Origin of the sequence: Mesorhizobium japonicum MAFF 303099, from assembly GCF_000009625.1 — a bacterium.
Taxonomy (GTDB): domain Bacteria; phylum Pseudomonadota; class Alphaproteobacteria; order Rhizobiales; family Rhizobiaceae; genus Mesorhizobium; species Mesorhizobium japonicum.
Genome location: NC_002678.2, coordinates 1,963,031 through 1,988,366, shown reverse-complemented (window position 1 = coordinate 1,988,366; position 25,336 = coordinate 1,963,031). Strand labels below are relative to the sequence as shown.

The 25,336-nt window shown below is 64.6% G+C and carries 26 protein-coding genes; 10 read left to right on the top strand and 16 right to left on the bottom strand.

Annotation, left to right across the window (positions count from 1 at the left end; genetic code table 11):
- Positions 1–46: 46 nt before the first annotated feature.
- From MAFF_RS10740 to MAFF_RS10710, 7 genes are all read right to left on the bottom strand, one after another.
- Positions 47–1,201 (bottom strand): extracellular catalytic domain type 1 short-chain-length polyhydroxyalkanoate depolymerase, encoded by a 1,155-nt coding sequence (locus tag MAFF_RS10740; RefSeq protein ID WP_162034353.1) that lies wholly within the window; start codon positions 1,199–1,201, stop codon positions 47–49.
- Positions 1,202–1,337: 136 nt separating this feature from the next.
- Positions 1,338–1,571 carry a hypothetical protein gene (locus MAFF_RS10735; RefSeq protein ID WP_080511833.1) on the bottom strand — a complete coding sequence of 78 codons (234 nt, stop codon included), beginning with the start codon at positions 1,569–1,571 and terminating at the stop codon, positions 1,338–1,340.
- A 114-nt stretch (positions 1,572–1,685) separates the two neighbouring features.
- Positions 1,686–2,480, bottom strand: a complete 795-nt coding sequence (locus MAFF_RS10730) for an ATP-binding cassette domain-containing protein (protein ID WP_010910926.1) — start codon at positions 2,478–2,480, stop codon at positions 1,686–1,688.
- Entirely contained in the window at positions 2,480–3,577 is a 1,098-nt protein-coding gene (locus MAFF_RS10725) for an ABC transporter permease (RefSeq protein ID WP_010910925.1), read from the bottom strand. Before MAFF_RS10725 ends, MAFF_RS10730 begins: the two co-directional genes overlap by 1 nt.
- Before the next feature lie 52 nt (positions 3,578–3,629).
- Positions 3,630–4,586, bottom strand: a complete 957-nt coding sequence (locus MAFF_RS10720) for a sugar ABC transporter substrate-binding protein (protein ID WP_010910924.1) — start codon at positions 4,584–4,586, stop codon at positions 3,630–3,632.
- Positions 4,587–4,843: 257 nt separating this feature from the next.
- Positions 4,844–5,743 (bottom strand): myo-inosose-2 dehydratase, encoded by a 900-nt coding sequence (gene iolE / locus MAFF_RS10715; RefSeq protein ID WP_010910922.1) that lies wholly within the window; start codon positions 5,741–5,743, stop codon positions 4,844–4,846.
- A complete protein-coding gene (locus MAFF_RS10710) occupies positions 5,740–6,837 on the bottom strand; it encodes a Gfo/Idh/MocA family protein (RefSeq protein ID WP_157865971.1) in 1,098 nt (365 codons plus the stop codon). The genes iolE and MAFF_RS10710 overlap by 4 nt, the downstream gene beginning before the upstream one ends.
- A 118-nt stretch (positions 6,838–6,955) precedes the next feature.
- Between MAFF_RS10710 and MAFF_RS10705 the strand changes: the two genes are divergently transcribed.
- A complete protein-coding gene (locus tag MAFF_RS10705; RefSeq protein ID WP_010910920.1) occupies positions 6,956–8,410 on the top strand; it encodes a PLP-dependent aminotransferase family protein in 1,455 nt (484 codons plus the stop codon).
- 64 nt (positions 8,411–8,474) lie between these two features.
- Here the strand turns inward: MAFF_RS10705 and MAFF_RS10700 are convergent, their stop codons facing one another.
- A complete protein-coding gene (locus MAFF_RS10700; protein ID WP_010910919.1) occupies positions 8,475–10,181 on the bottom strand; it encodes an AfsR/SARP family transcriptional regulator in 1,707 nt (568 codons plus the stop codon).
- A gap of 142 nt (positions 10,182–10,323) precedes the next feature.
- Between MAFF_RS10700 and MAFF_RS10695 the strand changes: the two genes are divergently transcribed.
- Both MAFF_RS10695 and MAFF_RS10690 read left to right on the top strand, forming a co-directional pair.
- The gene (locus MAFF_RS10695; protein ID WP_010910918.1) at positions 10,324–10,992 is read left to right on the top strand and encodes a peroxiredoxin; all 669 of its coding nucleotides are present in this window, start codon (positions 10,324–10,326) and stop codon (positions 10,990–10,992) included.
- Positions 10,993–11,029: 37 nt separating this feature from the next.
- On the top strand, positions 11,030–12,163 hold the full coding sequence (locus MAFF_RS10690) for an NAD(P)/FAD-dependent oxidoreductase (RefSeq protein WP_010910917.1): 1,134 nt from the start codon (positions 11,030–11,032) through the stop codon (positions 12,161–12,163).
- Between the two features lie 53 nt (positions 12,164–12,216).
- Here MAFF_RS10690 and MAFF_RS10685 read toward each other — a convergent pair whose 3' ends face one another.
- Together MAFF_RS10685 and MAFF_RS10680 are read right to left on the bottom strand one after the other, a co-directional pair.
- Entirely contained in the window at positions 12,217–13,419 is a 1,203-nt protein-coding gene (locus tag MAFF_RS10685; RefSeq protein WP_010910916.1) for an MFS transporter, read from the bottom strand.
- A 144-nt stretch (positions 13,420–13,563) separates the two neighbouring features.
- Entirely contained in the window at positions 13,564–14,022 is a 459-nt protein-coding gene (locus tag MAFF_RS10680) for an Lrp/AsnC family transcriptional regulator (RefSeq protein WP_044550795.1), read from the bottom strand.
- 170 nt (positions 14,023–14,192) lie between these two features.
- On the opposite strand from MAFF_RS10680, the gene MAFF_RS10675 reads away from it, so the two are divergent.
- Both MAFF_RS10675 and MAFF_RS10670 read left to right on the top strand, forming a co-directional pair.
- The gene (locus MAFF_RS10675; RefSeq protein ID WP_010910914.1) at positions 14,193–14,927 is read left to right on the top strand and encodes an AzlC family ABC transporter permease; all 735 of its coding nucleotides are present in this window, start codon (positions 14,193–14,195) and stop codon (positions 14,925–14,927) included.
- Positions 14,924–15,223: an AzlD family protein gene (locus MAFF_RS10670; RefSeq protein ID WP_010910913.1), complete on the top strand. Its 300-nt coding sequence runs from the start codon at positions 14,924–14,926 to the stop codon at positions 15,221–15,223. The genes MAFF_RS10675 and MAFF_RS10670 overlap by 4 nt, the downstream gene beginning before the upstream one ends.
- Positions 15,224–15,245: 22 nt before the next feature.
- Here MAFF_RS10670 and MAFF_RS10665 read toward each other — a convergent pair whose 3' ends face one another.
- The 3 genes from MAFF_RS10665 to MAFF_RS10655 all read right to left on the bottom strand — a co-directional run bounded on the left by MAFF_RS10665 (position 15,246) and on the right by MAFF_RS10655 (position 16,581).
- On the bottom strand, positions 15,246–15,539 hold the full coding sequence (locus tag MAFF_RS10665) for a type II toxin-antitoxin system RelE/ParE family toxin (RefSeq protein ID WP_032931292.1): 294 nt from the start codon (positions 15,537–15,539) through the stop codon (positions 15,246–15,248).
- Between the two features lie 2 nt (positions 15,540–15,541).
- Complete coding sequence (locus MAFF_RS10660) at positions 15,542–15,781, bottom strand: CopG family ribbon-helix-helix protein (RefSeq protein WP_032931290.1); 240 nt, start codon at positions 15,779–15,781, stop codon at positions 15,542–15,544.
- Between the two features lie 167 nt (positions 15,782–15,948).
- Entirely contained in the window at positions 15,949–16,581 is a 633-nt protein-coding gene (locus tag MAFF_RS10655; RefSeq protein ID WP_010910910.1) for an FMN-dependent NADH-azoreductase, read from the bottom strand.
- A 107-nt stretch (positions 16,582–16,688) separates the two neighbouring features.
- Here MAFF_RS10655 and MAFF_RS10650 point away from each other — a divergent pair, with 107 nt between their 5' ends.
- The gene (locus MAFF_RS10650; protein WP_010910909.1) at positions 16,689–17,645 is read left to right on the top strand and encodes a LysR family transcriptional regulator; all 957 of its coding nucleotides are present in this window, start codon (positions 16,689–16,691) and stop codon (positions 17,643–17,645) included.
- Here MAFF_RS10650 and MAFF_RS10645 read toward each other — a convergent pair.
- A complete protein-coding gene (locus tag MAFF_RS10645; RefSeq protein WP_010910908.1) occupies positions 17,578–18,204 on the bottom strand; it encodes a TetR/AcrR family transcriptional regulator in 627 nt (208 codons plus the stop codon). The two genes, MAFF_RS10650 and MAFF_RS10645, sit on opposite strands and share 68 nt — an antisense overlap.
- Positions 18,205–18,271: 67 nt before the next feature.
- Here MAFF_RS10645 and MAFF_RS10640 point away from each other — a divergent pair, with 67 nt between their 5' ends.
- Positions 18,272–18,697, top strand: coding sequence for a VOC family protein (locus MAFF_RS10640; RefSeq protein ID WP_010910907.1), 426 nt, complete (start codon positions 18,272–18,274; stop codon positions 18,695–18,697).
- 3 nt (positions 18,698–18,700) lie between these two features.
- Here the strand turns inward: MAFF_RS10640 and MAFF_RS10635 are convergent, their stop codons facing one another.
- Positions 18,701–19,651: a S1C family serine protease gene (locus tag MAFF_RS10635; protein ID WP_044548237.1), complete on the bottom strand. Its 951-nt coding sequence runs from the start codon at positions 19,649–19,651 to the stop codon at positions 18,701–18,703.
- A gap of 225 nt (positions 19,652–19,876) precedes the next feature.
- Here MAFF_RS10635 and MAFF_RS10630 point away from each other — a divergent pair, with 225 nt between their 5' ends.
- The 3 genes from MAFF_RS10630 (at position 19,877) to MAFF_RS10620 (ending at position 22,571) form a co-directional block, all read left to right on the top strand.
- On the top strand, positions 19,877–20,752 hold the full coding sequence (locus tag MAFF_RS10630) for a S1C family serine protease (RefSeq protein WP_044548236.1): 876 nt from the start codon (positions 19,877–19,879) through the stop codon (positions 20,750–20,752).
- An 8-nt stretch (positions 20,753–20,760) separates the two neighbouring features.
- Positions 20,761–21,396, top strand: coding sequence for a helix-turn-helix transcriptional regulator (locus MAFF_RS10625; RefSeq protein WP_010910904.1), 636 nt, complete (start codon positions 20,761–20,763; stop codon positions 21,394–21,396).
- Between the two features lie 308 nt (positions 21,397–21,704).
- Complete coding sequence (locus MAFF_RS10620; RefSeq protein WP_010910903.1) at positions 21,705–22,571, top strand: SDR family oxidoreductase; 867 nt, start codon at positions 21,705–21,707, stop codon at positions 22,569–22,571.
- 464 nt (positions 22,572–23,035) lie between these two features.
- On the opposite strand, the gene MAFF_RS10615 is transcribed toward MAFF_RS10620, so the two are convergent.
- Positions 23,036–25,300 (bottom strand): OmpA family protein, encoded by a 2,265-nt coding sequence (locus tag MAFF_RS10615; protein ID WP_010910902.1) that lies wholly within the window; start codon positions 25,298–25,300, stop codon positions 23,036–23,038.
- Between the last annotated feature and the right edge of the window lie 36 nt (positions 25,301–25,336).

Genomic DNA, 25,336 nt, shown 5'->3' with positions numbered 1-25,336 from the left:
ACAAAGAGTTAGAGGATTCGCCGTTTCCATGAAACGGTGAAACGCTCTAACGCATCAAGCCGGCTGCGCGAAGCGCATCCTCGATCACCTTGCCAATGGCTGTAGGAGAAGCACGTGAGCCATCTGGACGCGGTTGTTCGGCAGCTGGCCTCGATTTTTCGGGCGCAATGTATGTGCGCAAAGCTGTGCCCTCGGCAGGATGGGCCGAGCCGGTAGCAGGCTGGGCCTCCCCTCGAGCATCCCGGCGTGCGAGCTTCCAGAAGGCCACCATCCGGCGCGTCGACGATATCCCGACATCCAGCATGAACGGCGCGGCATTGCCAAGGCCGTCCTCGCCCCCCGTCTTCAAGGGAGTGCCATGGCCCATGCCGGCAATGGTGTATTTTTCGATCACTTCATTGCCATCGGCGTCGCACCAGACCTGCCGCGTTTGTCGATCGACCGTCTCTGCTCGATCAGGGCCTGTCCCGACGCGGTGAACGCTTTGCCATTGGGCGACAAGTGAGTCGGCGTTGGACGGCGCCACCGTGTGATCGGCCGTGCCCTGCCAGATCGAAATCCTCGGCCAGCTTCCCTGATGGGGCGAAGCCTGCGCCAGGCGTCGGTGGAGCTCCGCCGGGGTTGGGCCACCATGCCCACGCATGCGATCGAACGCTTCGGGGATCGTCGATGCGCTGCCATAGGCAAGGCCCGCAATGATCGCGCCACCCGCAAACACGTCCGGATAAGTTGCCAGCATTGCCGCTGCCATGGCGCCGCCTGCGGAAAGACCGGTGATGAAAATGCGCTCTCGGTCCAGGCCATGCTTCGTCACCATGGCTTCGATCATCCGGCGGATGGAGAGCGCTTCACCGCGATCGCGGGTTACATCTTCGGGCACGAACCAGTTGAAGCAGAGATTGGCATTGTTGGCTCGCTGCTGTTCCGGGAACAATACAGCAAACCCTTCCTCCGCCGCCAGGCGCGACCAGCCAGCGCCGTGATCGTAGCCCGCCGCGGTCTGCGTGCAGCCGTGCAGGACGACAACCAAGGCTGCTCCCTTCGGCAAGTCCTCGGGTGCGTAGAAACGCGCCCGCAAGGCGCCCGGATTGGATCCGAACTCGGCGAGGTCGGACAGACTGTCGGCATGGCCTTGTTGGGAAAATGCCGTCCGGCCTCGCATGGCCGAAAGGCGAGCGATCGTATCTGAGATATTCCGCAAATCGAAATCCTAGCCGCCGGAGTGGCGGAAGCCCGAGCACAATGCACTTCCAGCAACATCGTTGCTGCACTGCACAATAACAAGCTTACGCAGGGGTAGGCGAGAGGCGAATGCTCCGTTCGAGGCGTCCCGATTCCTACTGGTCCGAAAACTTCACGCTCACGCCGCGCTGGCGAAAATAAGCCTGCATCAATTTGCGGCCCGAGCGGTTGCTCTGCGCCAACTTGGCAGGATCGAACACCGCCTCTTTCATCCCCGCGCGTGTCAGCGCTGCCTTGAGCGTCGCGATATGTGCATCGATGTCGGCATTGTCCGCCCGAAGCGATGCATAGATATTTTCGGTCGCCTCGGCCACGGTCAGTTCGCTCACAGCTGTCGTCCTCTGGTTGATTGGGCGGCGGCTTAGCACAGATTCGCGGCGCCGCCGATACCGATGCGTAGCGGCCAGACTGGTCAGCCATAGGGATCCGATCGGCGCAGCGCCCTAGGCCGGGCTGCTCCTGGCCGATTTGGCCAGTTCCTGCTCCAGATCCACCAGTTCCTTGCCGCCCGCCATCAGGTTGAGCAGCTGGTCGCGGGTGATTTCGCCCTTGGCGTAGGTGCCGGTGCTTCTGCCGCGCTTCAGGAGCGTGAAGCGGTCGCCGACGACATAGGCGTGGTGAACGTTGTGGGAGATGAAGATGACGCCGATGCCGCGCGCCTTGGACTGGACAATCAGCTTCAGCACCACGGATGCCTGGTGGACACCCAGCGCCGAGGTCGGCTCGTCGAGGATCAGCACCTTGGCGCCGAAATAGACGGCGCGCGCTATGGCCAGGCATTGCCGTTCACCACCCGACAACGTGCCGACCGGCTGTTCGGGGTCGCGCAGCTGGATGCCCATGGCCGACATTTCGTCATAGGCGGTGCGGTTGGCGAAGTCGGCGTCGAACTGGCTGATCGGCCCGAACTTGCGCATCGGCTCGCGGCCGAGGAAGAAGTTGCGCGCCACGCTCATCAGCGGCACCAGCGCCAGGTCCTGGTAGACGGTCGCGATGCCGCTGTCGCGCGTATCGGCGGGCGAGGCAAACCGTGTCGGCTTGCCCTGCACGCGGATTTCGCCCTCGTCCGGCGCGTAGACACCGGACAGCGTCTTGATCAACGTCGACTTGCCGGCGCCATTGTCGCCGAGCAGGCAATGCACCTCGCCAGGGCAGACATCGAAGGACACGTCCTTCAGCGCTACGACCGAGCCGAAATATTTGCTGACCGACTTCAGTTCGACATAGGGCTCGGCCATTACCGACTCCTCATGGCGCGGTTGCGCACATAGCTGTTGAACAGCACCGCGATGACCATCATGGCGCCCATGAACAGCTTGAACCAGTCGGTGTCGATGCCGGTGTAGAAGATGCCCATCTGCACCACGCCGAAGATCAGGGCGCCGAACATGGCGCCGATGGCCGATCCATAGCCGCCGGTCAGCAGCGTGCCGCCGATGACGACGGCGATGATGGCCTCGAATTCCTTCTGCGTGCCGCGCAGCGTGTCGGCGGAGCCGGTGACCAGCACCTGGATCGCCGCGAACAGGGCCGCCGCGAGCGCCGTCATGACGAACAGCGTGATCTTGGTGCGCGCCACCGGCACGCCGAGATTGCGCGCGGCATTGGCTTCGCCCCCGGCGGCGAAGATCCAGTTGCCGAAGCGGCTGCGCGTCAAGAGCCAGGTGCAGGCCAGTGTCAGCACGATCCACCACACGATCGACACCGGAATGCCTGATATCGACGGCATTCCGTCCGCCCGCTTGCCGATCAGGCCGAGGTCGGCAAGCCAGGCGATCAGGCCGGTGAACACCTGGCCAGAGAACAGGCTGTTGAGGGGATCGTTCTGCGCCAGCTCGTGCACGCCCGACACCTGGGTCCGCCCTGAAATGCCGCGCGTGAGGCCAAGCGTGAGGCCGCGCAACATGAAGAGGCTGCCGAGCGTCACGATGAAGGAGGGCAGGCCGGTCCTGACGACGGCGAGCCCGTTCAGCGCGCCGATGCCGCCGCAGACGGCGAAGGTGAACAGCAGCGAAAGCCAGATCGGCCAGCCCCAGAATACGGCAGGGATGGCGATGAGGATGCCGGCAAAGCCGATCATCGAGCCGACCGACAGATCAAACTCGCCGGCGATCATCAGCAGGGCCACGGGAGCGGCGAGAATGCCAAGCTGGGCCGAGACTTCGAGGAAATTGACGATGCCCTTGGCACTGAACAGCCCCGTGCTTCCCGCCGTGATGGCGAAGAACACGAAGACCAGCACGGTACCGGCGGCCGCGCCAAGCTCCGGCCTGCTTAGCAGGCGGCTCAGGCGTGAAACGGACCGGACCCGCTCGTCGCGAATCTCTGAAACCATGGCTGCGTTACCTCAAAATGAAGCGGCCGGGGCGGGACCCCGGCCGCCAGTGTTAGCGCTTGCCTTGTTTCGACAGCTCGATGACCGATGCGGCGGTGTCCTTGGTGACGAAGCCGGGGCCGGTCGGATAGTCAGCGATCGGCATGATCTTGTACTTCTTCCAGAGGTCGAACATCGCGACCGGGATATAGCCCATGGCATATTGCTGGGCGTCGATGCCCCATTCCATCTTGCCGCCGACCACGGCCTGCAGGATCGTGGGCGAAAGATCGAACGTGCCGGTCTTCACCTTGCCCGACAGGCCCAATTCATCAAGCGCGGCCAGCGTCGGTTCGGCGCCGCTGGCGCCGACGGCGAGGATGAACTGTGTATCGGCATGAGCGGTCATATAGGCGATCACGCGGTTCTTCATTTCGGTCGGGTCGATGACGCCGTTCATCACCGGAACGTCGACGCCCAGACCCTTGGCAAAGCCGGCGCAGCGGTCGTCGAGGCTCGAATTGCCGACCTCGTGGTTGGCGCAGACCGCCTTGGTGAGGCCGAGCGCCTTGATGCGCTCGCCGGCCATGACGCCCGCCTGGAATTCATCCTGCCCCATGAACAGCAGGCCGCCAAGGTCGTGGGTAAGTTTCGAACCGCCGGAATCGATGACGATCACCGGGATGCCGGCGGCGACGGCGTTCTTGACCGGAGTTGTAAGAGCGGCCGCATCGGGGATCGAAACAACCATGCCGTCGGGCTTCGAGGCCGCGATGGCGTCGATCATCTGCCCCATCTTGGCCATGTCGAAGGTCTCTGGTGCCAGATATTCTGCCTTGACGCCGAGCGTCTTGGCGGCATCGTCCATGCCGTTCTTGACCACCGACCAGTAGGGGTCGCCGCTCTGGCCGTGGGTGACGAACACCACCCGCGTTTGGTCGGCGGCCGCAAGGGTCGTGGCCGCCGCCATCATCGTGAGGACGGCCAGAAGGCCGAGCGCAGGCTTTATTAATTTCGCAAGCGAAAACATAACAACCTCCTGTTTGTTTTCCGCCGCCGCAATTACGGTCGGCAGTCCAGTTGCCCCTTTAAGCTGTGTTGATGTTCAGGTGATGCCGGCCTGCAAATGACAGCTTTCTGCGCTTCCGGTGCTCACGGACCTAATGTCCGCTCCGCTCCGGTTCTCGAAAGCCGTCATTTTCGGCTCGGCCTGACCTGAATCTCAACACACCTTTTCCAGTTTCATTCCTCAGCACTGGTTCCCTGGAGGCCGCGTGGCGGCCTCGATCATTCCATGACGGTAAATCCGGCTTGCCTCGCCATGCGCGATAGGTTCTTAAATCCCATCGTCGCATAGGTCAGCGGGTTGGCCTTGTTGGGATCCTGCTCGGCCTCGACGACCAGCCAGCCGCTGTAACCATTGTCGGCCAGCACGCGCAAAATGGCGGGATAGTCGATGACGCCGTCGCCGGGCACGGTGAAGATCCCGTCCATGACGGCACCCATGAAACTCATGTCCTCGGCGCGCGCGCGCTCGAGCACGGGTTTGCGCGCGTCCTTGCAATGCACATGCACGACCCGTTTGACCTGCGCCTTGATCAAGGCGAGCGGGTCGCCGCCCGAGAAGATCGAATGGCCGGTGTCGTAGAGCAGGCCGACCGCCTCGCCGGTGTGCCGCATCAGCAGGCCGACCTCGGCATCGGTCTCGACGATGGTTCCCATGTGGTGGTGAAAGGCCATGCGCACGCCGAAATCCGCCATCCTTTCAGCGAGTGCGGTCAGCTTGCGGCCATAGGCCGGCCATTCTTCCGGGCTCAAGGCCGGGCGTTGCGAGATCGGTCCCCAGATGGCGTTGTGGCGCCCGCGCGAGGTGTCGGCATAGACGACATGGGTGGAGCCCATATCCTTCAAGAGCTGGAGATGCGGCCTGATCGCATCCATTTCGGCGCCGACATCCTTCTCGTCGCAGCGGCCATCATACCAGCCGGAAATCACCGCAAGGCCATAGCGGTTCATGATCGGCTTCAGTTCGGCCGAGCAGCGCGGAAACTTGCCGCCGAGTTCGGTGCCGGCATAGCCGGCTTGTCTGGTTTCGCTCAGACACACTTCGAGCGGCGTATCGCCGCCGAGTTCCGGCACGTCATCATTGGTCCAGGTGATCGGATTGATGCCGATGCGAACCGTCACGGGCGAACTCCTGATTGCTTCGATTGGTCGAGGTGGTGGCGGGTCAGTCCAGCCAGCAGCGTCATGTCGCGGCGCGCATGCTCGGCCGTGTTGCGCACCGCCGTGCCCTCGACGATCGCCGACCAGAAGCCCTTCAGCTCCTCGACGAAAGCCTCTTCATAACCGCTGCGGATGTCGCGGCTGGAAAGCGTGTGGCCGTCGCCGGTGCGGATGGTCAGCCGCGTCGGCTGGTGGTTGAGATAGGGCGAGGGAAATTCCAGCTCGAGCGAGGCGTCGTCGAAATGGAGCGTGATGCGCTCACGGTAATCGGGCAGGCCCGGAGTGGCGATGTGAGCCATGGTCCACAATGCCTGCCCGTCAAGCAGCCGGACAGTGCCCTGGCCGGCTTCGCCTTTGGCGAAGAGCGAGGCACCGACGATTTCACCATCGGCGACGCCGAGCGCATCGAGCAAGCCATGGACGGCGTTGACGTCGTGCACGATCGACGAGGAATAGGCGCCGACAAAGCCGCGAAAGGCGTGGGGATCGTCGAGCCCGGGCACCGCGCGGTCGACCTGCTCGCGCTGCCTGGCTTCGGTCGAGGCAATCAATTCCGCCGCGACGTCGTCGCCCCGGCAAGTGGAGGCGTGCCGGATGAACGGCCAGGCGTCGGGATCGTTGACCTCGACCGAAACGGAGCGAAGCGTCCGCGCCGTGCCGGGCAGCATGTTCAGAGCTGCCTCGTAGCTCGGGTCGAAACGCTTCATGTAGCCGACCTGGAGCACTTTTCCGGCGCGATCCCTGGCGGCGATCAGTTGGTCGATGTCCTGCGCGCCGTAGCAAAGCGGCTTTTCGCAGAAGACGTGCAGGCCCCTGGCAAAGGCGGCGAGGCTCTGTTCTCGGTGCAGCGCATCCGGCGAAGCGATGACCACGGCGTCAAGCGGCATGGCGAGCAGTGCGTCGAGATCGGAAAATGTTTCGAGGCCGAATTCCTCGCCGACGAAAGCGCGGACTTTTCGCGACGGATCGTAGACGCCAAGGATCTTGAACTGCCGGTGCAGCTTGAGCAGGTTCGGAATGTGCTCGACCTGGGCGACGCCGCCAGCCCCGATCACTCCCACCCTTATGCACTGCATCGGCCAGCCCCATCTGAACCCGAACGCTTTTTTCTTGAGGGTAGGCCTCCTTTGGTTCCATTGTTAGAACCAGATTCTATTGATTTTTGGGAACCAGATGAAGACCAGCTTTCCCGTCGACGGCATCGCCCTGGATCGCGACAGCCCCGCCAATCTGCACCGGCAGCTCTATGTCCAGTTGCGCGGCCTGATCGAACGGCGCGTGCTGCCGAGCGGCCACGCACTGCCCTCGACACGGGTCATGGCGCGGGATCTGAATGTCGGGCGCAACACGGTGATTGCCGCTTGCGACCAGCTGGCGCTGGAGGGCTATCTGGCGATACGTCCGCGCAGGCCGTCAGTGGTGATGGACCTGCCGACGCGTTCGGCAGTTGCCGAACAAATGTCGGTCGAGGACGCCAATCCGCTGTCGCGGCGCGGCCAGACCATGCTTGCCCAACCCTATCATCATGGCCGGCCGGGCATGCTTGCCTTCCATCCCGGCATGCCGGATCCGGACAATTTTCCGTTCAACACCTGGTCGAAGCTGCTCGGCCGCCGCGCCAAGTTCGCCCATATCGATCTTTTCGGCACCTATCACGTCAAGGGCTATCCGCCGCTTTGCGAGGCCATAGCGCGCTACCTCACCGCCTCGCGCGGCGTGAAGTGCACAGCCGAGCAGATCGTGGTGACCAATGGCGCGCAGTCGGCGTTCGATCTCCTGGCCCGGCTGCTGATCGATGACGGCGACACGGTGTGGATGGAGGAGCCTGGCTATTACGGCGCCGGCTCGGCCTTCGTCTCGGCCGGGGCGAAACTGGCGCCGCTGCGCGTCAGCAATGCCGGCTGGGATCTCGATCCGCCTGATGTCGTGCCCCGCATGATCTTCGTGACGCCCTCCTGCCATCACCCGCTCGGCATAACCATGCCGATGGAACAGCGGCTCAACCTGCTGCACATGGCCGAGACCTGGCGCTCGTGGATCATCGAGGACGACTATGACGGCGAATACCGTTTCCAGGGCCAGCCCATCCCGGCGCTGCAAGGCATAGGCGCGTCGAACCGCGTGGTCTATGTCGGCACTTTCGCCAAGATCCTTTTCCCGGCCATGCGTCTCGGCTTCATGGTGGCGCCCAAGGCGATCGACCATACGATCGTCTCGGCGCTGAGCGTGAGCGGCCAGTTCGCCCCCTTGCTGACCCAGGCTGCGCTGGCGGACTTCATGAATGAGGGGCATTTCACCCGCCATCTCAGGCGCATGCGGCGGCTCTACGCGGAGAGACGGCAGTTCTTCCTGGAAAGCGCGCAACGGCATCTCGGGGAATGGCTGGATTTCCACGCGACCGAATCCGGCATCCAGGTCGTCGGCATTTTCCGCGACGGATGCAGCGACAGGGCGGTTGCCGAGGCGGCGCTGCAGCAAGGCATCAACGTTTCGGCGCTGTCGATCCAGTACCGCCACGGCACGCAGCAGAACGGCCTCGTCATGGGCTTTGCGGCGGCCGATGCGCAGACGACCGAAAAGACGATGCAGAAGTTTCGCACCGCGCTGCAAAGCCATTTTCGCGAATGAACAATCCAAGGTAAGAAACTGAGATTATTTGCTTTTTAAGCCAGGCCTGTGCTGGCGGGCAGTGCTAGTCCAGATCTGCCATCCGCGCCCGACACCGCACCTCGTCGATCGGCCTGCCAAGCGCGGCAAAGCGCGTGGCTGCTTCCTCGAACGCCGCGATGGCCCGGGTTTCGTTATGCTCGGCCCGGCGCTGCACGCCGCGCGCTTCCCACACGGCCGCCACCCAGGGGCCGCCGTTCCACATGCCGGCGACCCGTTCAGCCTCGTCGAGCCGGCGGTTGACCTGTTCGATCTCGCCCGCCTCGGCCAGGGCAACGGCAGCCGCCGTACGGAAGGTCATCGAGCAAGGCTGGCAATTGCAGCCCGATGACAGCATGCGGTCACCTTCGCGAATGGTCTCGGCGATCCTCTCGGAGGTGGCGGCGGCGCGCACCTCAAGCCCTTTCAGGCTGATCAGCAGGTGCGGCGCCAGCCAGGAAGAACGGGCAAGGGTGGTGGCGCGGTGGATCAATCGTCCCGCCTGCCATTTCTGGTGGCGGGCAAGCGCGAGTTCCGTCAGACGCTGCAGCGCCAGTACGCGGCCGGCCACGGTTCCCACCTGCGCGTAGAGTCTTTCGGCCTCGGTCAACATGCGTTCGGCCTCGGCCAACTGGCCCGAGAACAGGGCTGCTTCACCCAGCACGAGCGAGGCCAGGCCGCGCCCGGCGACCGAGCCGGCGCCCTCGGCCACCGACAGGAGCTCTCGTGCGGAGGCAGCGATGTCGTGGTGGCCCTTGGCACTGCAGAGGCAGAATTCGGCCAGGCACAGATGCCCGTCAAAAACGTTGGAGACGAAGGCCGGCTTGGAGCGGACCCATTCGATGAACTCCGCCCTGAACAGTTCGCGCCACTGGCCCTGCATGTGGGCCACCAGGCCGATCAGGGCGCTGGCCTCGCCAACCTCGCGGGCCAACCCCGCGCCCATGGCCAGTTCGCGGGTTTCCCGGCCAACCTGGCCGGCCTTGGCGAAGTCGCCGCTTTGCAGGTGCAGCAGGCCCCAGGCCAGCGAGGCGCGGATGCGGTCGCTCAAGCCGACGGGGTCGATAGAGGGCACGGCCAGCGCCTTTTCGTAGAGCTTCACGGTTTCCGCGCCGGGGCCGACGCCGAGGTCGATCCGCAGGCATTCGCTCAGCTGATTGAACAGCCGGATCGCCTCGGCGCGGTTGCCGGCGTCGAGCGCCGATTGCATCAGGGCGCATTGTGCCTGCTCGTCGGCCGGGTCCAGCGCGATCAGGCGCTGCCATAGCTTGCCGGCCCGCAGCACCTCGGCATAGCGCTGGCGCAGGGCCTGGCGGGGCGTTTCGAACCAGTCGACATAGGGGTCGTCCGGCAGCAGGTCTCCCGTGTAGAGATCGGCGGCCGCTTCGCAGGCGGCGATTTCCTTGGAGTGCAAGGCAAGCCTGGCGGCGGCCTCGAAGGTTTCGACGTCGATCTCGAGGTCGGCGGCCGGGGCGAGGGCGATAATTTCGGCCGCTTGTTCGATGAGGTCATGGGCGCCCAGCGCGCGGCGGGCAAAGTGGACGGCCTTGCGCAAATTGGCGCCGGCGGCCTCCGGATCGAGATCGGGCCAGAAGGCCTCCATCACCTGTTCGCGGTGGATGCGGTGGGAGCGGGCGACGGCCAGCAGCTTCACCAGTGCGGCGCCACGATCCCGGCGCCACGCCGCGACCGGTACGATCTGATCGTCCAGACTGACGCTGAAGCCGCCAAGCAATTGAATTCGGACACGCAATCGAAAGGCCCTTTCAGCATGCGAGACCCGCATGCCCGAAATCGCCGTCACAAGCGCCTGTGGGGCGGGGAACGCTGGCGGAACATAGGTTGCCTAGTCTGCACCCGTAGTCAATTCCAACCGTCTCTCACAGGAGGATCAAATGTCTCTTCGTATCGCCGACACCGCGCCCGATTTCGCCGCCGAAACCACCCACGGCCCAATCAGCTTCCACGATTGGCTGGGCAATTCATGGGGCATCCTGTTTTCTCATCCCAAGGATTTTACCCCCGTCTGCACCACTGAACTCGGTTACATGGCCAAGCTGAAGCCCGAGTTCGACAAGCGTAACGTCAAGATCATCGGGCTTTCCGTCGATCCGGTCGAGCGTCATGCCGGATGGGCTGATGACATTGCCGAGACCCAGGGACAGGCGCCGAATTTCCCGATGATCGGCGACCCGATGCTGGCCATTGCCAAGCTCTACGATATGCTGCCCGCCACGGCCGGCGACAGCGCCGAGGGGCGCACGGCGGCAGACAACCAGACGGTGCGCCATGTCTACGTCATCGGACCCGACAAGAAGATCAAGCTGATGATCGCCTATCCGATGACCACCGGCCGGAACTTCGACGAGATCCTGCGTGTGGTGGACTCCATGCAACTGACCGCCAAGCATCGCGTCGCCACGCCGGTGAACTGGCGGCCGGGCGACGACGTGATCATCGCGGGTTCGGTTTCGAACGACGAAGCCAAGGTGCTCTACCCCGATGGCTGGAAGCAGCCCAAGCCGTATATCCGCATCGTGCCGCAGCCTCACAGCAACGCCTGAGCCTTCTCAAAGACATCAGGCAACAGGAGGTGACAGTATGAAAACCCGTATCCTTATCCTCGGCGCCGGTTTCGGCGGGCTCGAGCTCAGCACGTCCTTGTCCGAAGCTTTGGGTGACAGCATTGCTGTCACCCTCATCGACAAGTCGGATTCCTTCGTGTTCGGCTTTGCCAAGCTTGATCTGATGTTCGGCCGCGCAACCGAAGCGGCCGTGCGGCTGCCCTACGCCGACTATGCCAAGGCCGGCGTCACGATGAAGCGCGAGACCGTCACCGCCATCGACCCGGAACGGCGGCGCGTGACGACGGATAAAGCTGTGCACGAGGCGGACATATTGGTGATCGCTCTCGGCGCCGACTATGACGTCTCGGCTACACCCGGCATCACGCTCGGCCGCAACGAATTCTACTCGGTTGCGGGCGCCGCCCACATGGCCAAGGTGCTGCCCGGCTTCACCCACGGTCATGCCGTGATCGGCGTCTGCGGCGCGCCTTACAAATGCCCGCCCGCGCCCAGCGAATGCGCCTTGATGTTGCATGACCACTTGACCGAGAGGGGCGTCCGGGGCGACTGCCAGATCACCTATGTGAACTCAATGTCGAGCCCGGTGCCGCCTTCTCCCGAAACGTCGAAGGCGCTTCTGGCCGCCTTCGCCGAGCGCGGCATCACCTTCATCCCCAGCACCCGCGTGGTTTCCGTGGACGAGGGCCGCAAGGTTGTGACGCTCGACAATGGCGGCGAACTGCCCTGCGATCTGTTCCTGGGCGTGCCCCGGAACCGCGCGCCCGATGTCGTCGTCGAGGCCGGCATCACCGAGGGCGGCTGGGTCACAATCGATCCGCGTACACTCGAAACCCGCTTTCCCGGCGTCTACGCGCTGGGGGATCTGGCCAATACGGGCGCGCCGAAGGCGGGGGTCTTTGCCGAGGGCGCCGCACGCACCGTTGCGGCGAACCTGGTCGCCAGGCTCCGTCATGAGGAACCGACGGCAAGGAACCCGGGGGCGGGATCCTGCTACATTGAATTCGGCGCCAACCGTATCGCCAGGGTGGATGTGGATTTCTTCTCCGGTCCAAAACCCACCGGTGCTTTCTATGAACCGTCGGAGGCTTTGCGGGTCGACAAGGTGAATTTCGGCTCCAGCCGCAAAGCCCGCTGGTTCGGGCATTGAGCTTCGACAAAGGTGGGCGCCGATGAATTGTCACCCGCGCCCGTCCATCCGCTTTAGGCCATCTGCAATTCCCTGCGTGGCAGGGGCGGGAAGGCGATCGCTATGCCTGCGGCGCCCAGGCCGATGAGGGCCGAGCCGATGAACAGCCAGTGGTAGCTGGCATAGGCGTCGAACACCATGCCGCCGGCGAGCGGGCCGAGCGCCATGCCGAGGCTGGACAGCATGGTGGCGGCGCCGAAAACGGTACCGAGGATGCGCTGGCCGAAATATTCGCGCGCGAGCACCGCGTAGAGCGGCATGACGCCGCCATAGGTGGCGCCGAAGATGACGGCCAGCACATAGAACTGGTCGAGCTGGCTGACCGAGAGATAGGCGGCAATGACGACCGCCTGGATCACCAGGCCCGTGATCAGCACCGGCTTGACGCCGAGCCGGTCGGCCAGCACGCCGTAGAGAAGCCTGCCGCCCAAGCCTGCGAGACCCTCGACGCTGTAGATCGTCACCGCCGCCATGGGGGCGACACCGCACAGCATGGCGTAGCTGACCATATGGAAGATCGGCCCGGAATGGGCAGCGCAGCAGGTGAAAAAGGTCAGCCCCAGCACGATGAACTGCGGCGAACGCAGCGCCTGGGCCACGCTCATGCCGGCGCCTTCGGCAACCGGTGCGGAAGCCCCGGCCGCCACGGCGGGCTTTGGCGGCTGGCGCACCAGAAGCACCGCCGGCAGCAGCAGCACCCAGGCCATGATGCCGATATCGAACATGGCGGTGCGCCATTCATAGGCCGAGATCAGCCAGCGGGCGAAGGGCGAGATCGTCATCGGGGCGACGCCCATGCCGGCCGAGACCAGCGAAACCGCAAGGCTGCGGTTGGTGTCGAACCAGGCGGTGGTCAGCGCGATCATCGGCGCGAAGAAGGCGCTGGCGGCGAGCCCGACGAGCACGCCATAGCTGATCTGGAAAGTCAGCAGCGAGCCGGCGCGGCTCGCCACCACGAGTGCCAGGCCGAGCAGCACGGCACCGATCGCCACGACGATGCGGGCGCCGAAGCGGTCGGACAGCGCGCCCCAGGCAAAGCCGCCGAGGCCCATCACCAGGAAGTTGAGCGTCATGGCGCTCGAAATACCGGCGCGCGACCACTGCGTGTCGAGCGCCATCGGTTCAAGGAAAATCGCCAGCGAAAACATCGTGCCGATGGCGACACAGGACATCAGCGCACCAGTGGCGACGATGACCCAACGATAGGAAAGGTTCATGCAAATCTCCCATGCCAGAGGGCAGCGCTGCGCGCTGCTTGCGTCCGAAGGACGATGGCACCGAAACCGATCCTACAATCCGGTTGCATTTTTTATCCAGTCCGAAACGCTGCTCCAGGCATGCGGGCCGCTCTGTGGCACCAGTCAGATCGGCAGTTCCGAGGTGTATTTGATCGTCCAACTGGGAACGTCGGTCTTGACGTTCTGGACGCCCTTGATGCGGCTCAGATGCTCCGACTGGAAGCGGCGATAGTCGTTTACGTCGGCCGCCACCACGCGCACCAGGGCATCGCAGTCGCCGAGCATCAGATAGCATTCCATGACCTGCGCCAGCTTGGCCACTTCGGTGGCGAAGTGCTGGACCGTGTCCTCGTCCTGCGTCTTCAGCCAGATGCGGGTGAAGAAGGTTAGACCCTTGTCGATGCTGGCCGGGTTGAGCACGGCGACATAGCGGTCGATGACGCCGGCCTCCTCCAGCAGCTTCACACGCCGCAGGCAAGGCGAGGGCGAAAGGCCGACCTCGCTGGCCAGATCGTTGTTGGCCATGCGGCCGTTGCGTTGCAGCGCCCGCAGGATGCGCTTGTCGATGTCATCGAGCTTCATGGCTCCAGATTCCATTTTCATCGGCATTTAAGACATTCAGTGCCAAGAAAAGAGAAAATGCAACAATCTTCGCAAGCAAATTGCGGAGGGCCGGGGGTATGTTTGCCGCCGGTATCATGAGAGTTCAAACGCAGGGAAGCGGTGGCCGCGAGGCCGGCCGGCGGCAGAGCATGAGCATTTCACAGGCAGTCGAAGCGGCGGGCGATGGCTCGGGATCCGAGTTCCGCCGAGGCGTGGCATCCTGCGCGCCGGTGCTGTTGGGCACCATCCCCTATGCGTTGGTGCTTGGCGCCCAGGCGACGCAAAAAGGGTTGAGCACGCTCGAACTGTCCATGATGACGGGGCTGAACTTCGCCGGCGGCTCGGAATTCGCGGCGATCCAGTTGTGGACGTCGCCGCCGCATATCCTGCTCATCGTCGCCATCACCTTCCTGGTCAACAGCCGCCATCTGCTGATGGGAGCAGCGCTTGCGCCGTTCCTGCGCGACCTGCCGCGGCGCAAGGCGTTTCCGGCGCTGTTCTTCCTGTGCGACGAAAGCTGGGCGCTGGGCCTGGCCGACGCCAAGCAGCGTGCCGCGGCTGGCATCACGCCGGCCTTCAGCCCGCGTTACTATATGGGCGCGGCCCTGGCGATGTACCTGACCTGGGCTTCCTTCACCACGCTCGGCGCCTTGCTCGGCCCGATGCTCGGCCATGTCGAGACCTATGGTTTCGACATGGCGTTTCCGGCCGTCTTCCTGGTGCTGATGCGCGGCATGTGGAAAAGCGTGGCGGCGGCGCGGCCCTGGCTGGTCAGCCTGGTCGTTGCCGCCCTTGTCTATCTCTTCATTCCCGGCGCCTGGTATGTCGCGGCGGGCGCGGTGTCGGGGCTGCTTGCCGCCTGGCTGATGGCAGGTGATGCATGATCGACACGGCGACCCTTCTCACCATCGTGCTGATGGCCGGCGTCACCTATCTCACCCGGATCGGCGGATATGTGATGCTGCGCAACCGCGTGCTCAGCGCGCGTGCGACCGCGGTGATGGAGGCGGCACCCGGTTGCGTGCTGATCTCGGTCATCGCGCCGGCCTTCGTGTCGCGCAATCCCGCCGACCTTCTGGCGCTGGCTATCACCTTCGTCGTGGCGACGCGGCTTTCCATGCTGCCGACCGTGCTGATCGGCGTCGCTTCGGCGGGCCTGCTCAGGCATTTCGTCGGCTAGAAAAAGCAGCAGCAAGTCGAGATCACAAGGTCCGCGGCCACTGTTGGGCGGCGTGTATGACGGTGAGTATTTCGACGGTATTCCCGCTGACGCGATAGGGGACGATATAGGGGATATCGACCAAGACGAGCTCTCGCGTCGCTTTGATACGTCCAACGCGACCCATGGCCGGCTGCTGTGTGAGCAGTTCGGCAGCGGACAAGATGCGCGCAATGACACGGCTGGCCGCTTCAGGACTGTCTTTCTCGATATGCGCGCCGATTTCGTCAAGCCGGCGCAATGCCCGCTTGGTCCAGCGGATTGTCTTGTGGCTCACAATCAGCCGGCGGGCTTGATATATTTGGCAATCACGGCGGCCAACTCTTGCTCATTGGCGAATTCGCCGCGCTCGGCCTCGGCCAATCCCGCCTCTATCTCCGCGAGCTGCCATTCCTGGCGGGTTACAAAGTCCTCAATGGCTTGGGCGGCCACATAGGAGCGCGAGCGATCGAGCTTTTCGGCAAGCTGGTCGAGCCTATCTGTCGTGTCGTCGGAAAGGCGTACGGTAAAAGCGGTCATGGCCATGATTCACCTTGGTTCATTGTGATTATTGGTGAACCAAAGTGAATCGTCAAGGTTGCCGTATCAGGGGGCAAAGGGCGAGGGACTGTCCACACGTTTCATGGGACGGCAAGAAAAAGGCAGGCGCGGGCGCCTGCCTTTCAAGTTCAGATGATCGAAGCGCCTTACGCGGCAGCAGCGGCCTGCTGGCTGGCGACCACGGCGTCGACCTTGGCGGTCGCCTTGGCGAGCGCGGCGGTGACCGCGTCAGGGCCCATGCCGACGCCTTCGATGCGGATGACGTCGACATCGGTCATACCCAGGAAGCCGAGCACGCCGCGCAGATAGGGAATGGCGTGATCGAACTGCACGGCCGCACCTTCCGAGTAGATGCCGCCCGAGGCCAGCACGATATAGACCTTCTTGCCGGTGACGAGGCCCTTGGGGCCATTCTCGCCATAGGCAAAGCTGCGGCCGGAGCGGGCGATGTGGTCGACCCAGGACTTCAGCGTCGAGGAGATGTTGAAGTTGATGAAGCCGGTGGCGAGGATCACCGTGTCGGCGGCGAACAGCTCGTCGAGCACGACATCGGAGACGCCGACGACTTCAGCCTGGCGCGGGGTGCGCGCTTCAACCGGCGTGTAGATGCCGGTCGCGTAGTCGGCATCGATATGCGGCAGCGGGTTGGCGACGAGATCGCGCACGACAAGCGTGTTCGACGGATCGGCGGCGAGGAGCTTTTCGGCGAATTCGGTGGCGATGCGGGTCGAGTGCGAGGCAGCGCCGCGCGGGCTCGAGGTAACGAGAAGAATGGACATAGCGGGTTTCTCCAGTGGAATGAATTGTCCCGCTAGATATGGGATATCCATCCATCAGATAAACTGGTATATTTTATATACGATCCATCCACAAAATAGATACAGCGATGCAGCCCAATCCGACACTCGACCAGCTTCAGATATTCGTTGCCGTCGCCGATAGCGGGAGTTTCTCGGCCGCCGGCCGCAAACTCAACCGGGCGCAATCCGTCATCAGTTATGGCATCGCCAATCTCGAGGCGCAGCTTGGGCTGAAGCTGTTCGAACGCGAGGGCACGCGCGAGCCGCAACTGACCGAGATCGGCCGGTCGATGCTTGAGGATGCAAGGCGCATGATCGGGGTGCTGCAGCGTATGCGCTCGCGCGTCGATGGCCATCATCATGGACTGGAGGCCGAAGTGGCGCTGTCGGTCGATGCGGCGTTGCCTTCGCCGGTGCTGGTGCGGGTGCTGAAGGCGTTCGAGGCGCAGTTTCCGACCGTGATGCTGCGCCTGCATATAGGCTCGCTTGGATTGATCCCGGACCATGTCGTCAGCGGACAGGCCGATCTCGGCATTGGCGGCCTGCTGGGCGATGTCGACGTGCATCTCGTGCGCATCGGTTTCATGTCGATCGTACTGGCCGCGGCGCCCAGCCACCCGCTGGCGCTGCTGCCAAAACCATTGGCGATCGAGGATGTGCGCGAGCACACCCAGCTTGTCGTCACCGACCAGTCCGAACGGACCAAGGGACGCGACTTCGGTGTCTTCGCCTACCGCACCTGGCGCCTCACGGATATGCGCACCAAACATATGCTGATGCGCGAAGGGCTGGGCTGGGGCGGCCTGCCGCGGTGGCTGATCGCCGACGACCTGGTAAACGGCCGGCTGGTGGAACTCGACCTAGAACCCTTTAGCGAGGTGAAGTCGCCGATGTTTGCCATGCATCGTAATGACAGCAGCCCCAAGCCCGCGGCGGCTTGGCTGATCGAACGGTTCAAGCGCGGGCTTGGCTGCTTCAACGAGTTCGAGCCGGGCGAGGTGCCTGAGGACGAGCCGGAGACAATCCGTCAATCAGCGCCATGAGCACGGCGCGGTAATCCTGCGCCGAAGCGCCGGCCTCGATGGCAAGTGCGGCGCGGTCGAAGGCGGAGGCGAGCAGCGCGGTCAGTGCATCCACCGGCAATCTCGTCATCGTGTTGGCCCGCATCGCCGCGACCAGGCCCTCGCGCAGCGAGCGGTTGCCGTGGCGGTTGTCGATTGCATCCATGGCGGCACGGCCAAGCACGGCGGGGCCATCAAGCAGCAGCAGCCGCGTGCGGCCGGGCGCGCGCATGGCGTCGAGATAGGCGTCGGATCCGGCGATGAGCGCATCGCGGGCTTCGAGCGAGGATGGTGAAGCGCGTTCGATTTCTTGCGCCACCGCCTGCGCCTCCTGCTCGACCACGGCGGCAAACAGCGCCTGCTTGTCGGCGAAGTGATGGTAGAGCGCGCCGCGCGTCACGCCGGCCGCGGTGACGATCTCCGGCGTGCCGGTCTCGGCATAGGATTTTTCCGTAAACAGCTTTCGCGCCGCCGCGATCAAATCGGCGCGCGTCGCCTCGGTGCGGTCGCGGTTGGAGCGGCGCGCGGATTCCTGTTGCATACATGCAGCCTGTATGTTTAATTCGATTTACATACAGACTGTATGTTATGTCCAGGGAGAAGGAAAGATGAAGACCAGGAGCTATTACCCCGTGCTGATGACCGGCGACGTCGCCGGGACGGCCGCCTTCTATATCGAGCATTTCGGCTTCCGGCCGCTGTTCGAAAGCGACTGGTATGTGCACCTGCAATCGGTGGATAATAAACGCGTCAATCTCGGCATCGTCCAGGGCGACCACGAGACAATCCCGCAAGAGGGCCGGGGGCGCAGCTCGGGCCTGTTGATCAATTTCGAGGTCCGCGACCCTGATGCGGTCTATGAGCGGATCCTCGCTGCCGGCCTGCCGATCCTGCGAACGCTGCGCGACGAGCCCTTCGGCCAGCGCCATTTCATCACCAGGGATCCCAACGGCGTGCTGATCGACGTCATCAAGCCGATCCCGCCCAGCGAGGAATTTCTGGCTCAGTACGCGGAGGGTGCGGCAGGGGCTTGACCCTCAGCCCGCCCTTGCCACTGGCGTCACCGTCACCTGGCTGACGCCGGTGCGGCGCACCACCGTGCACAGCGTCTCGCGGCCGATGCGCTCGGCGTCGAGCATGCGCACGAGGTCGTCGACGCCGGTGACCGGGCGGCCATCGATGGCGGCGATGATGTCACCCTCCTTCAGGCCGGCCTTGGCCGCCGGGCCGTTCTTCTCGACGCTGCGCAGCCGCACGGCCGTGCTGGTCGACACTTGCGACAACAGCGCCGCGCGGCGCGGCAGATTGGTGGTGTCGGCCGAGACGCCGATGAAGGCTCGGCGGACGCGGCCGAAGCGGATGATCTCCGAGATGACGAAATTGGCGGTGTTGGAGGCGACCGCGAAGGCAATGCCTTGCGCGCCGTGGATCATGGCGGTGTTGACGCCGATGACCTCGCCGGCCGACGACACCAGCGGCCCGCCGGAATTGCCGGGGTTGAGTGCCGCATCGGTCTGGATGACATCGTCGATCAGCCGTCCGGTCGAAGCGCGCATCGAGCGGCCAAGCGCCGAGACGACACCCGATGTGACCGTCCATTCGAAGCCAAGCGGATTGCCGATGGCGATGGCGATCTGGCCGCGCCGCAGCCGCTTGGAATCGCCGAGCGGCGCCACGTCGGTGAAGCTGCCATCGGCGCGCACCAGCGCGATGTCGGTGTCGGGATCGCGGCCGAGCACGCGGCCCTCGCTTGAGGCGCCGTCCGGCATCGACACGCGCACCGTCCTGGCATCGCCGACGACATGGAAATTGGTGACGACCAGCCCGTCCGGCGCAATCACGAAGCCCGAGCCATGGCCGCCCTGGCCGCCAATGCGCTCGATGCGGCAGACGGCCGGACCGATGCGGTCGACCGCGTCGGCGACCGTGGTCGAATAGGCGTCGAGCAACGTCTCGTCAGATTGGAATTTGGCGGCAGCGAGGGCCATGGATGGGCTCCGTGTTTTCAGGCTTGATCGTGATTTTTTCCTGTTCGTGCCGTTATCCCAAAACCGCTGAGCACTTTTGGGCGGCACGCACTATATGTGCGGAGCGGCTGGAACGGCCGCGACCTGACCAGATGGCCAGTCAAACCGCCAACTAGCCGTCAGGCGAGTACCTCCAGGGGCGCCGTCGGGCGATATCTGGGACATGACGAACCCCAGGAGACAGCCATGAGTGATTTCAATCTGAATGCGTTTTCGCAAGCCGTTGCCGACCTTGCCGCGAAGGCGGCGCCGGCAATGGCGAGCTTCGCCACCCACCACCATCGCACGGCAAGCGCCTTCCACTGGAGCGACGGCTATTTCGTCACCGCCGAGGAGGCTGTCGAGGCCGGCGAGGAGATCGAGCTGACGCTGGCTTCGGGCGTGACGGTGAAAGCCGAACTGGTCGGCCGCGATCCGTCGACGGGCGTTGCCTTGTTGAAGCCCGCGGATGCGGCCGCCGGCGTGCCTGTCCTTGCCAGGGCCGACACCGTTCGGCCGGGAAACATCGCCATCGCCATCGGCAACAGCCAGGGCTCGGCGCTGGCGGTATCGGGCTCGGTCGGCGAAGTCGGCCCGGCCTGGCGCTCGATGCGCGGCGGCACGATCGACAGGCGCATCCATCTGGCCGTCGGCGCCGGCGGCCGCTTCGAGGGCGGCCCGGTGCTCGACGCCAAGGGCGCGCTGATCGGCATGCTGTTGTTCGGGCCGCGCGGCCGTGCGCTGGTCATGCCCTATGAGACGATCGAGCGGGCGGTGGCGACATTGCGTGAAAAGGGCCATGTGGCGCGCGGCTATCTCGGCGCTGGCCTGCATCCGGTGCGCGACCGCGACGCCCATGGCGCGATGGTGATGAGCCTCGACGACGCCGGTCCGGCCAAGGCCGCCGGCCTGTCGCTGGGCGACATCATCGTGGCGTGGAACGGCGAGGCCGTGCACGGCCCGCGCGACCTGATCCGCAGGCTCGGCCCTGACAGCGCCGGTGCTTCCGTGACGCTTGGCGTGGTGCGTGGCGGTGAACAGCGCGACGTGACATTGACCATCGGCGAAAAGCCGCTGAGCTGAGAGGATCGATGGAAACGCTCGCCGGCGACCGGATAGTGAGCAACAGTGCCGCTTCGCGGCAACTGGTGGTGCTGATTGCGCTTGGCGATGCCGCGCGCGCCGAGCGCCTGGCCGCCACGCTTGCCGCCAGCGATGACCTGCTGCCGGTGGTGGCCGGCGGCGGCAGGGCCGATGTCGCCGTCATCGATGACAGGAGCGGAGATGCCGTGCCGGCCGCCACACCGCGCGTGCTGCTGTCGGGACGCACCGGCGGCGAGCGGCCCGCCGGCGAGGTGTTTGCGGTCATGCCCGTGGGCGCGGACGATCTGCTGATAGCCGCGGCGGCGCGGCTGGCGGCGGCCGGCTATCGCGTCGCCAGCGAGGGCAGAAGCGGGCACCATGAGGATTTCCATACGGGCGAAAGCGAGCCTTTCGAGGATGACGTCCTGGACGAGCATGCCGCCCGGCCAGCACTGTCGCCGCGCGAGGCGGAAGTGCTGGCGCTGCTGGCCGAAGGCGCGCCCAACAAGGTGATCGCGCGGCGGCTCAACATTTCCGTGCACACGGCGAAGTTCCATGTCGCCGCGATCCTGATCAAGCTGGGGGCGGCCAACCGTACCGATGCCATCGCGATTGCGATGCGGCAGGGGCTGGTGCTGGTTTAGGAAGGCTCGGGTTCCTCGCCCCCGCAAAGCGGGGGAGAGGTGGCCGCGAAGCGGACGGAGAGGGGGCAGCGCCAGCGCGCGAAATTGGCTGCCTTCCAAGTACATTGAGGCAATGGAGAGGGTCGCGTGTAATCCCCCTCTCCGTCTCGGCTTTGCCGAGCCACCTCTCCCTCACATGCGTGGGGGCGAGGAACCCAAGTTCTTGGGGGACCCTCCGCAGCGTCACCATGGCTTCCCGCCGCAAGCTCTTGTATCCCGCTGCGGCGCGCGCAAGGATCGCGCAACAAGACAACGCAGGCGGAGGAAAAATGTCGCTCAAGGGAAAGACGCTGTTCATCTCCGGCGGGTCGCGCGGCATCGGGCTGGCGATCGCGCTGCGGGCGGCGCGCGACGGCGCCAATGTGACGATCGCCGCCAAGACCGCCGAGCCGCATCCGAAGCTGCCGGGAACGATCTACAGTGCGGCGCAGGAGATCGAGCAGGCCGGCGGCAAGGCACTGCCTGTGCTGTGCGACATCCGCGAGGAGGCGCAGGTGGCCGAGGCGGTTGCAAAGACGGTGGAGAAATTCGGCGGCATCGATATCTGCGTCAACAATGCCAGCGCCATCCAGCTCACCGGCACGCTGCAGACCGACATGAAGCGCTACGACCTGATGCATCAGATCAACACGCGCGGCACCTTCCTGGTCTCCAAAATGTGTATTCCACACCTCAAGTTAGCCGATAATCCTCACATCCTGAATCTGGCGCCGCCGCTCGACATGAAGGCCAAGTGGTTCAAGAACCATGTCGCCTACACCATGGCCAAGTTCGGCATGTCGATGTGCACGCTGGGGATGAGCGCCGAGTTCGCCAAGGACGGCATCGCCGTCAATTCGCTGTGGCCGATCTCGACCATCGACACGGCGGCGGTGCGCAACCTGCTCGGCGGCGCGACGGTTGCGGCGATGAGCCGGTCGCCCGACATCATGGCCGACGCCGCGCATGCCATCTTCATGCGGCCGTCGCGCGAGGCATCAGGCAATTTCTACATCGACGAAGAGGTGCTGCGCGCCGAGGGGGTCACGGATTTCTCAGCCTATGCGCCCGGCGCGACCGGGCCGCTGGCCGGCGACTTTTTCGTGCCGGACGAGGTGTTCGCGCGCACGGGCAGCAAGATCAAGAGTATCTACTGACGCCGCCCCGCGCTGCCCCTCATCCGCCTACCGGCGTTCGTCTTTCAAAGAGCCAAGTACTTGGCTCTTTGTCCGCAACGCGGACCACGTCTCACCTCCCCGTATAGTGACGGGGAGAAGGCAAGCTGCCTGACACCTCTTCCTTCTTGCCTCTGCTCAAACCCATCAGCTGGTCGATATAGGCCAGCATCAGCGCGGAGACGACGAAGGCTAGGAGCAAAAAACCCCGCCGGAGAGGGCCGGCGGGGCTCAATGCGTCCCGCTGGAGTCGGGACGGGGCAGGGAACGCCCAGCCTTGAATCTGGGGTGAGCAAGCCTGTGATTCAATGAGCCGGCTCCGGTGCCGGTACAAATCTTCCTAAGCCTGAGGCCCGGATCCAACGCTTCCCCATCCCCGGTCGGGCCGGGGATGGGAGCTTCTCACCTTGAGTCTACAAACCAGGTCATGGTTTTGAAATCATGACCTAATTGTTGCTGGCGACCGGTGCCACCAGCGAGGTGATGCGGCGGATGGCGACACGCCGGTTCTCGCGGTTGGGCGCCTGGGTGTTGACCTTCAGATACTGCTCGCCATAGCCCTGCGTGGTCAGGTTCTCCGGCGGGATGCCGAAGGCATTGGTCAGTGCTTCGGCAACCGCTTCGGCGCGGCGGTCCGACAGTGCAAGGTTCGCCTCCGGCGTGCCGACGGCGTCGGTGTGGCCCTCGATCAGGAAGGTCTCGGCCGGGTTCTTCTTCAGCAGTTTCTCCATGGCGCTAGCGACGCCCTCGAGCTTCTGCACCTCGGTGTCGGAGATCGAGGAGGAGCCGAATTCGAAGTTCAGCGTGTCGAGATCGACGCGGCGTGCGATGTCGCGCACGCGGGCCGAACGCTTGACCTCGTCGATCGAATAGAGGCGCTGGACCCTCTCCACCGGCGGCTGGTCGAGGAAGGTGTAGTAGTCGTCGGGGCTCTGTACATCCTCCGAATCCAGGATGTAATCACGGCGTGGGATGGTCAGCCGCATCGGCGGCAGGTCGTCGCCGGGATCGCGCCAGTCGCCCTCATCCTGATAGTCCCGCTCGTCGACATAGCTCAGCACATATTCGCGGCCGTCCGGTGTGATGCGCGAACGCTGGATGACATCGCCGTAACGGTTGCGGATGGTGACGATCTGGACGCCATTGTCGCGCTGGACCGTCTCGCGTGTACGGCCTTGCGACAAATCCTCGTAATAGACGTCCTTGGCGCCGCGGTTCATCCGCGAGCCCTCATTGCTCTGCACGATCGTCTGGCCGCCGAGCTGGATGATGACCCGGTCGCCGATCTCCTTCAGCACGTCGACGCCCTTGGGACGACGGCGGTCGCGGATGTTCTCGTCGGGCGCCCGGTCGAGGCGCTTGCCCTTCTCCTCCGTTACCGGGACGAGCTTTTCAGGCTTGATCGCCTGCTGGGCTGCCTTGTCGTCGGTTGGAGGTGGACCCTGGTCGACAGGAGCAACCACCGGCTTCTGGCCCTGGTCGCCGCCTTGCTGGGCGTTCTGGCCACCATTCTGCAGCTGGCCGTTCTGGCCGGCCTTGTCGCCCTGCTTGCGGCCACCAGCCTTGCGTTCGGCATCCTTCTGGCTGTCGAGGAGGGGGGCAGCGTTCTTGTCGGCCGGTGCTTCGCCCTGTACGGGATTTTCGCCCTGGACAGGCGCGGCCGTGTTGCCATTGGCGGGCTGTTCACCGGTTGCCGGCTTCACGCCATTGGCCGGTTGCTCGCCCGTCGCGGGCTGCTTGCCGGTCTGCTGCTGTTCGCCGGTCGCCGGCTGCTCGCCGTTGGCGGGCTGTTCGCCCGCCGGCTTCCTGCCGTGCTTCTTTGTCTTATCCTGGGGCTGCTCGCCCTGGGTCGCGGGCTGTTCGCCGGCAGGTGCCGGTTCTACTTTCGGCGTCGTTGCTTGGCCGGCCGGAGCTTCTTTCGGCGTAGGGGCGGCTTCCGGCGTCACCGCCGGGGCAGCAGGCGCCTCTTTCTGCTGGTCCTGCTTGTGTTTCCTGCCGGGCTTGACTGGCTGGTTGTCGTTGGCGGGCTGTGTCTCACCGGCCGGAGCCTGCGCGGCAGGCGCCTGCTCGGTCTGTTGCTGCTGATCGCTCTTCTTTTTGCGCGGTTGCTGCGCTTCGGCGGGTGCCGCCTGTTCGGCCGGCGCCTGCTCGGTCTGCTGCTGCTGATCGCGCTTCTTCTTGCGCGGCTGTTGCGCTTCGGCGGGTGCCGCCTGTTCGGCCGGCGCCTGCTCGGTCTGCTGCTGCTGATCGTTCTTCTTCTTGCGCGGTTGCTGCGCTTCGGCGGGGGCCGCCTGTTCGGCCGGCGCCTGCTCGGTCTGCTGCTGCTGTTCGCGCTTCTTCCTGCGCGGCTGCTGTTCTTCGGCGGGGGCCGCCTGTTCGGCCGGCGCCTGCTCGGTCTGCTGCTGCTGTTCGCGCTTCTTCTTGCGTGGCTGCTGCTCTTCGGCGGGTGGAGCAGGCTGTTCGGCGGCCGGAGCTGCCTGCTCGGCTGGCGCCTGTTGGGCCTGCTGTTCGCGCTTCTTCTTGCGCGGCTGTTCCTGGTCGGTCGGCTGTGCCTGGTCGGCAGGTGCCTCCTGTGCCAGGATCAGCGGCGTTCCACCGCCTTGCATGGGGCCGAACGCGGCACTTCCCTGAAGCGGGAACGCGCCCAACGGCGCGGATGCCATCAACAGGCCAAGTGCGGTGCCTGCCAGAATCCGTGGTTGGCGTTTCATCGAAAACTCTCCTTGTGGGGTCCCATCCTTGTCGAA

Bases quoted from the DNA above. Each gene is read 5' to 3' on its own strand.
- MAFF_RS10730 (WP_010910926.1), bottom strand. From the start codon at position 2,480: ATGGCCGAGCCCTATGTCGAACTGAAGTCGGTCAGCAAATATTTCGGC.
- MAFF_RS10725 (WP_010910925.1), bottom strand. From the start codon at position 3,577: ATGGTTTCAGAGATTCGCGACGAGCGGGTCCGGTCCGTTTCACGCCTG.
- MAFF_RS10720 (WP_010910924.1), bottom strand. From the start codon at position 4,586: ATGTTTTCGCTTGCGAAATTAATAAAGCCTGCGCTCGGCCTTCTGGCC.
- MAFF_RS10705 (WP_010910920.1), top strand. From the start codon at position 6,956: ATGAAGACCAGCTTTCCCGTCGACGGCATCGCCCTGGATCGCGACAGC.
- MAFF_RS10695 (WP_010910918.1), top strand. From the start codon at position 10,324: ATGTCTCTTCGTATCGCCGACACCGCGCCCGATTTCGCCGCCGAAACC.
- MAFF_RS10690 (WP_010910917.1), top strand. From the start codon at position 11,030: ATGAAAACCCGTATCCTTATCCTCGGCGCCGGTTTCGGCGGGCTCGAG.
- MAFF_RS10685 (WP_010910916.1), bottom strand. From the start codon at position 13,419: ATGAACCTTTCCTATCGTTGGGTCATCGTCGCCACTGGTGCGCTGATG.
- MAFF_RS10680 (WP_044550795.1), bottom strand. From the start codon at position 14,022: ATGAAGCTCGATGACATCGACAAGCGCATCCTGCGGGCGCTGCAACGC.
- MAFF_RS10675 (WP_010910914.1), top strand. From the start codon at position 14,193: ATGAGCATTTCACAGGCAGTCGAAGCGGCGGGCGATGGCTCGGGATCC.
- MAFF_RS10670 (WP_010910913.1), top strand. From the start codon at position 14,924: ATGATCGACACGGCGACCCTTCTCACCATCGTGCTGATGGCCGGCGTC.
- MAFF_RS10660 (WP_032931290.1), bottom strand. From the start codon at position 15,781: ATGACCGCTTTTACCGTACGCCTTTCCGACGACACGACAGATAGGCTC.
- MAFF_RS10655 (WP_010910910.1), bottom strand. From the start codon at position 16,581: ATGTCCATTCTTCTCGTTACCTCGAGCCCGCGCGGCGCTGCCTCGCAC.
- MAFF_RS10650 (WP_010910909.1), top strand. From the start codon at position 16,689: ATGCAGCCCAATCCGACACTCGACCAGCTTCAGATATTCGTTGCCGTC.
- MAFF_RS10645 (WP_010910908.1), bottom strand. From the start codon at position 18,204: ATGCAACAGGAATCCGCGCGCCGCTCCAACCGCGACCGCACCGAGGCG.
- MAFF_RS10640 (WP_010910907.1), top strand. From the start codon at position 18,272: ATGAAGACCAGGAGCTATTACCCCGTGCTGATGACCGGCGACGTCGCC.
- MAFF_RS10635 (WP_044548237.1), bottom strand. From the start codon at position 19,651: ATGGCCCTCGCTGCCGCCAAATTCCAATCTGACGAGACGTTGCTCGAC.
- MAFF_RS10630 (WP_044548236.1), top strand. From the start codon at position 19,877: ATGAGTGATTTCAATCTGAATGCGTTTTCGCAAGCCGTTGCCGACCTT.
- MAFF_RS10625 (WP_010910904.1), top strand. From the start codon at position 20,761: ATGGAAACGCTCGCCGGCGACCGGATAGTGAGCAACAGTGCCGCTTCG.
- MAFF_RS10620 (WP_010910903.1), top strand. From the start codon at position 21,705: ATGTCGCTCAAGGGAAAGACGCTGTTCATCTCCGGCGGGTCGCGCGGC.
- MAFF_RS10615 (WP_010910902.1), bottom strand. From the start codon at position 25,300: ATGAAACGCCAACCACGGATTCTGGCAGGCACCGCACTTGGCCTGTTG.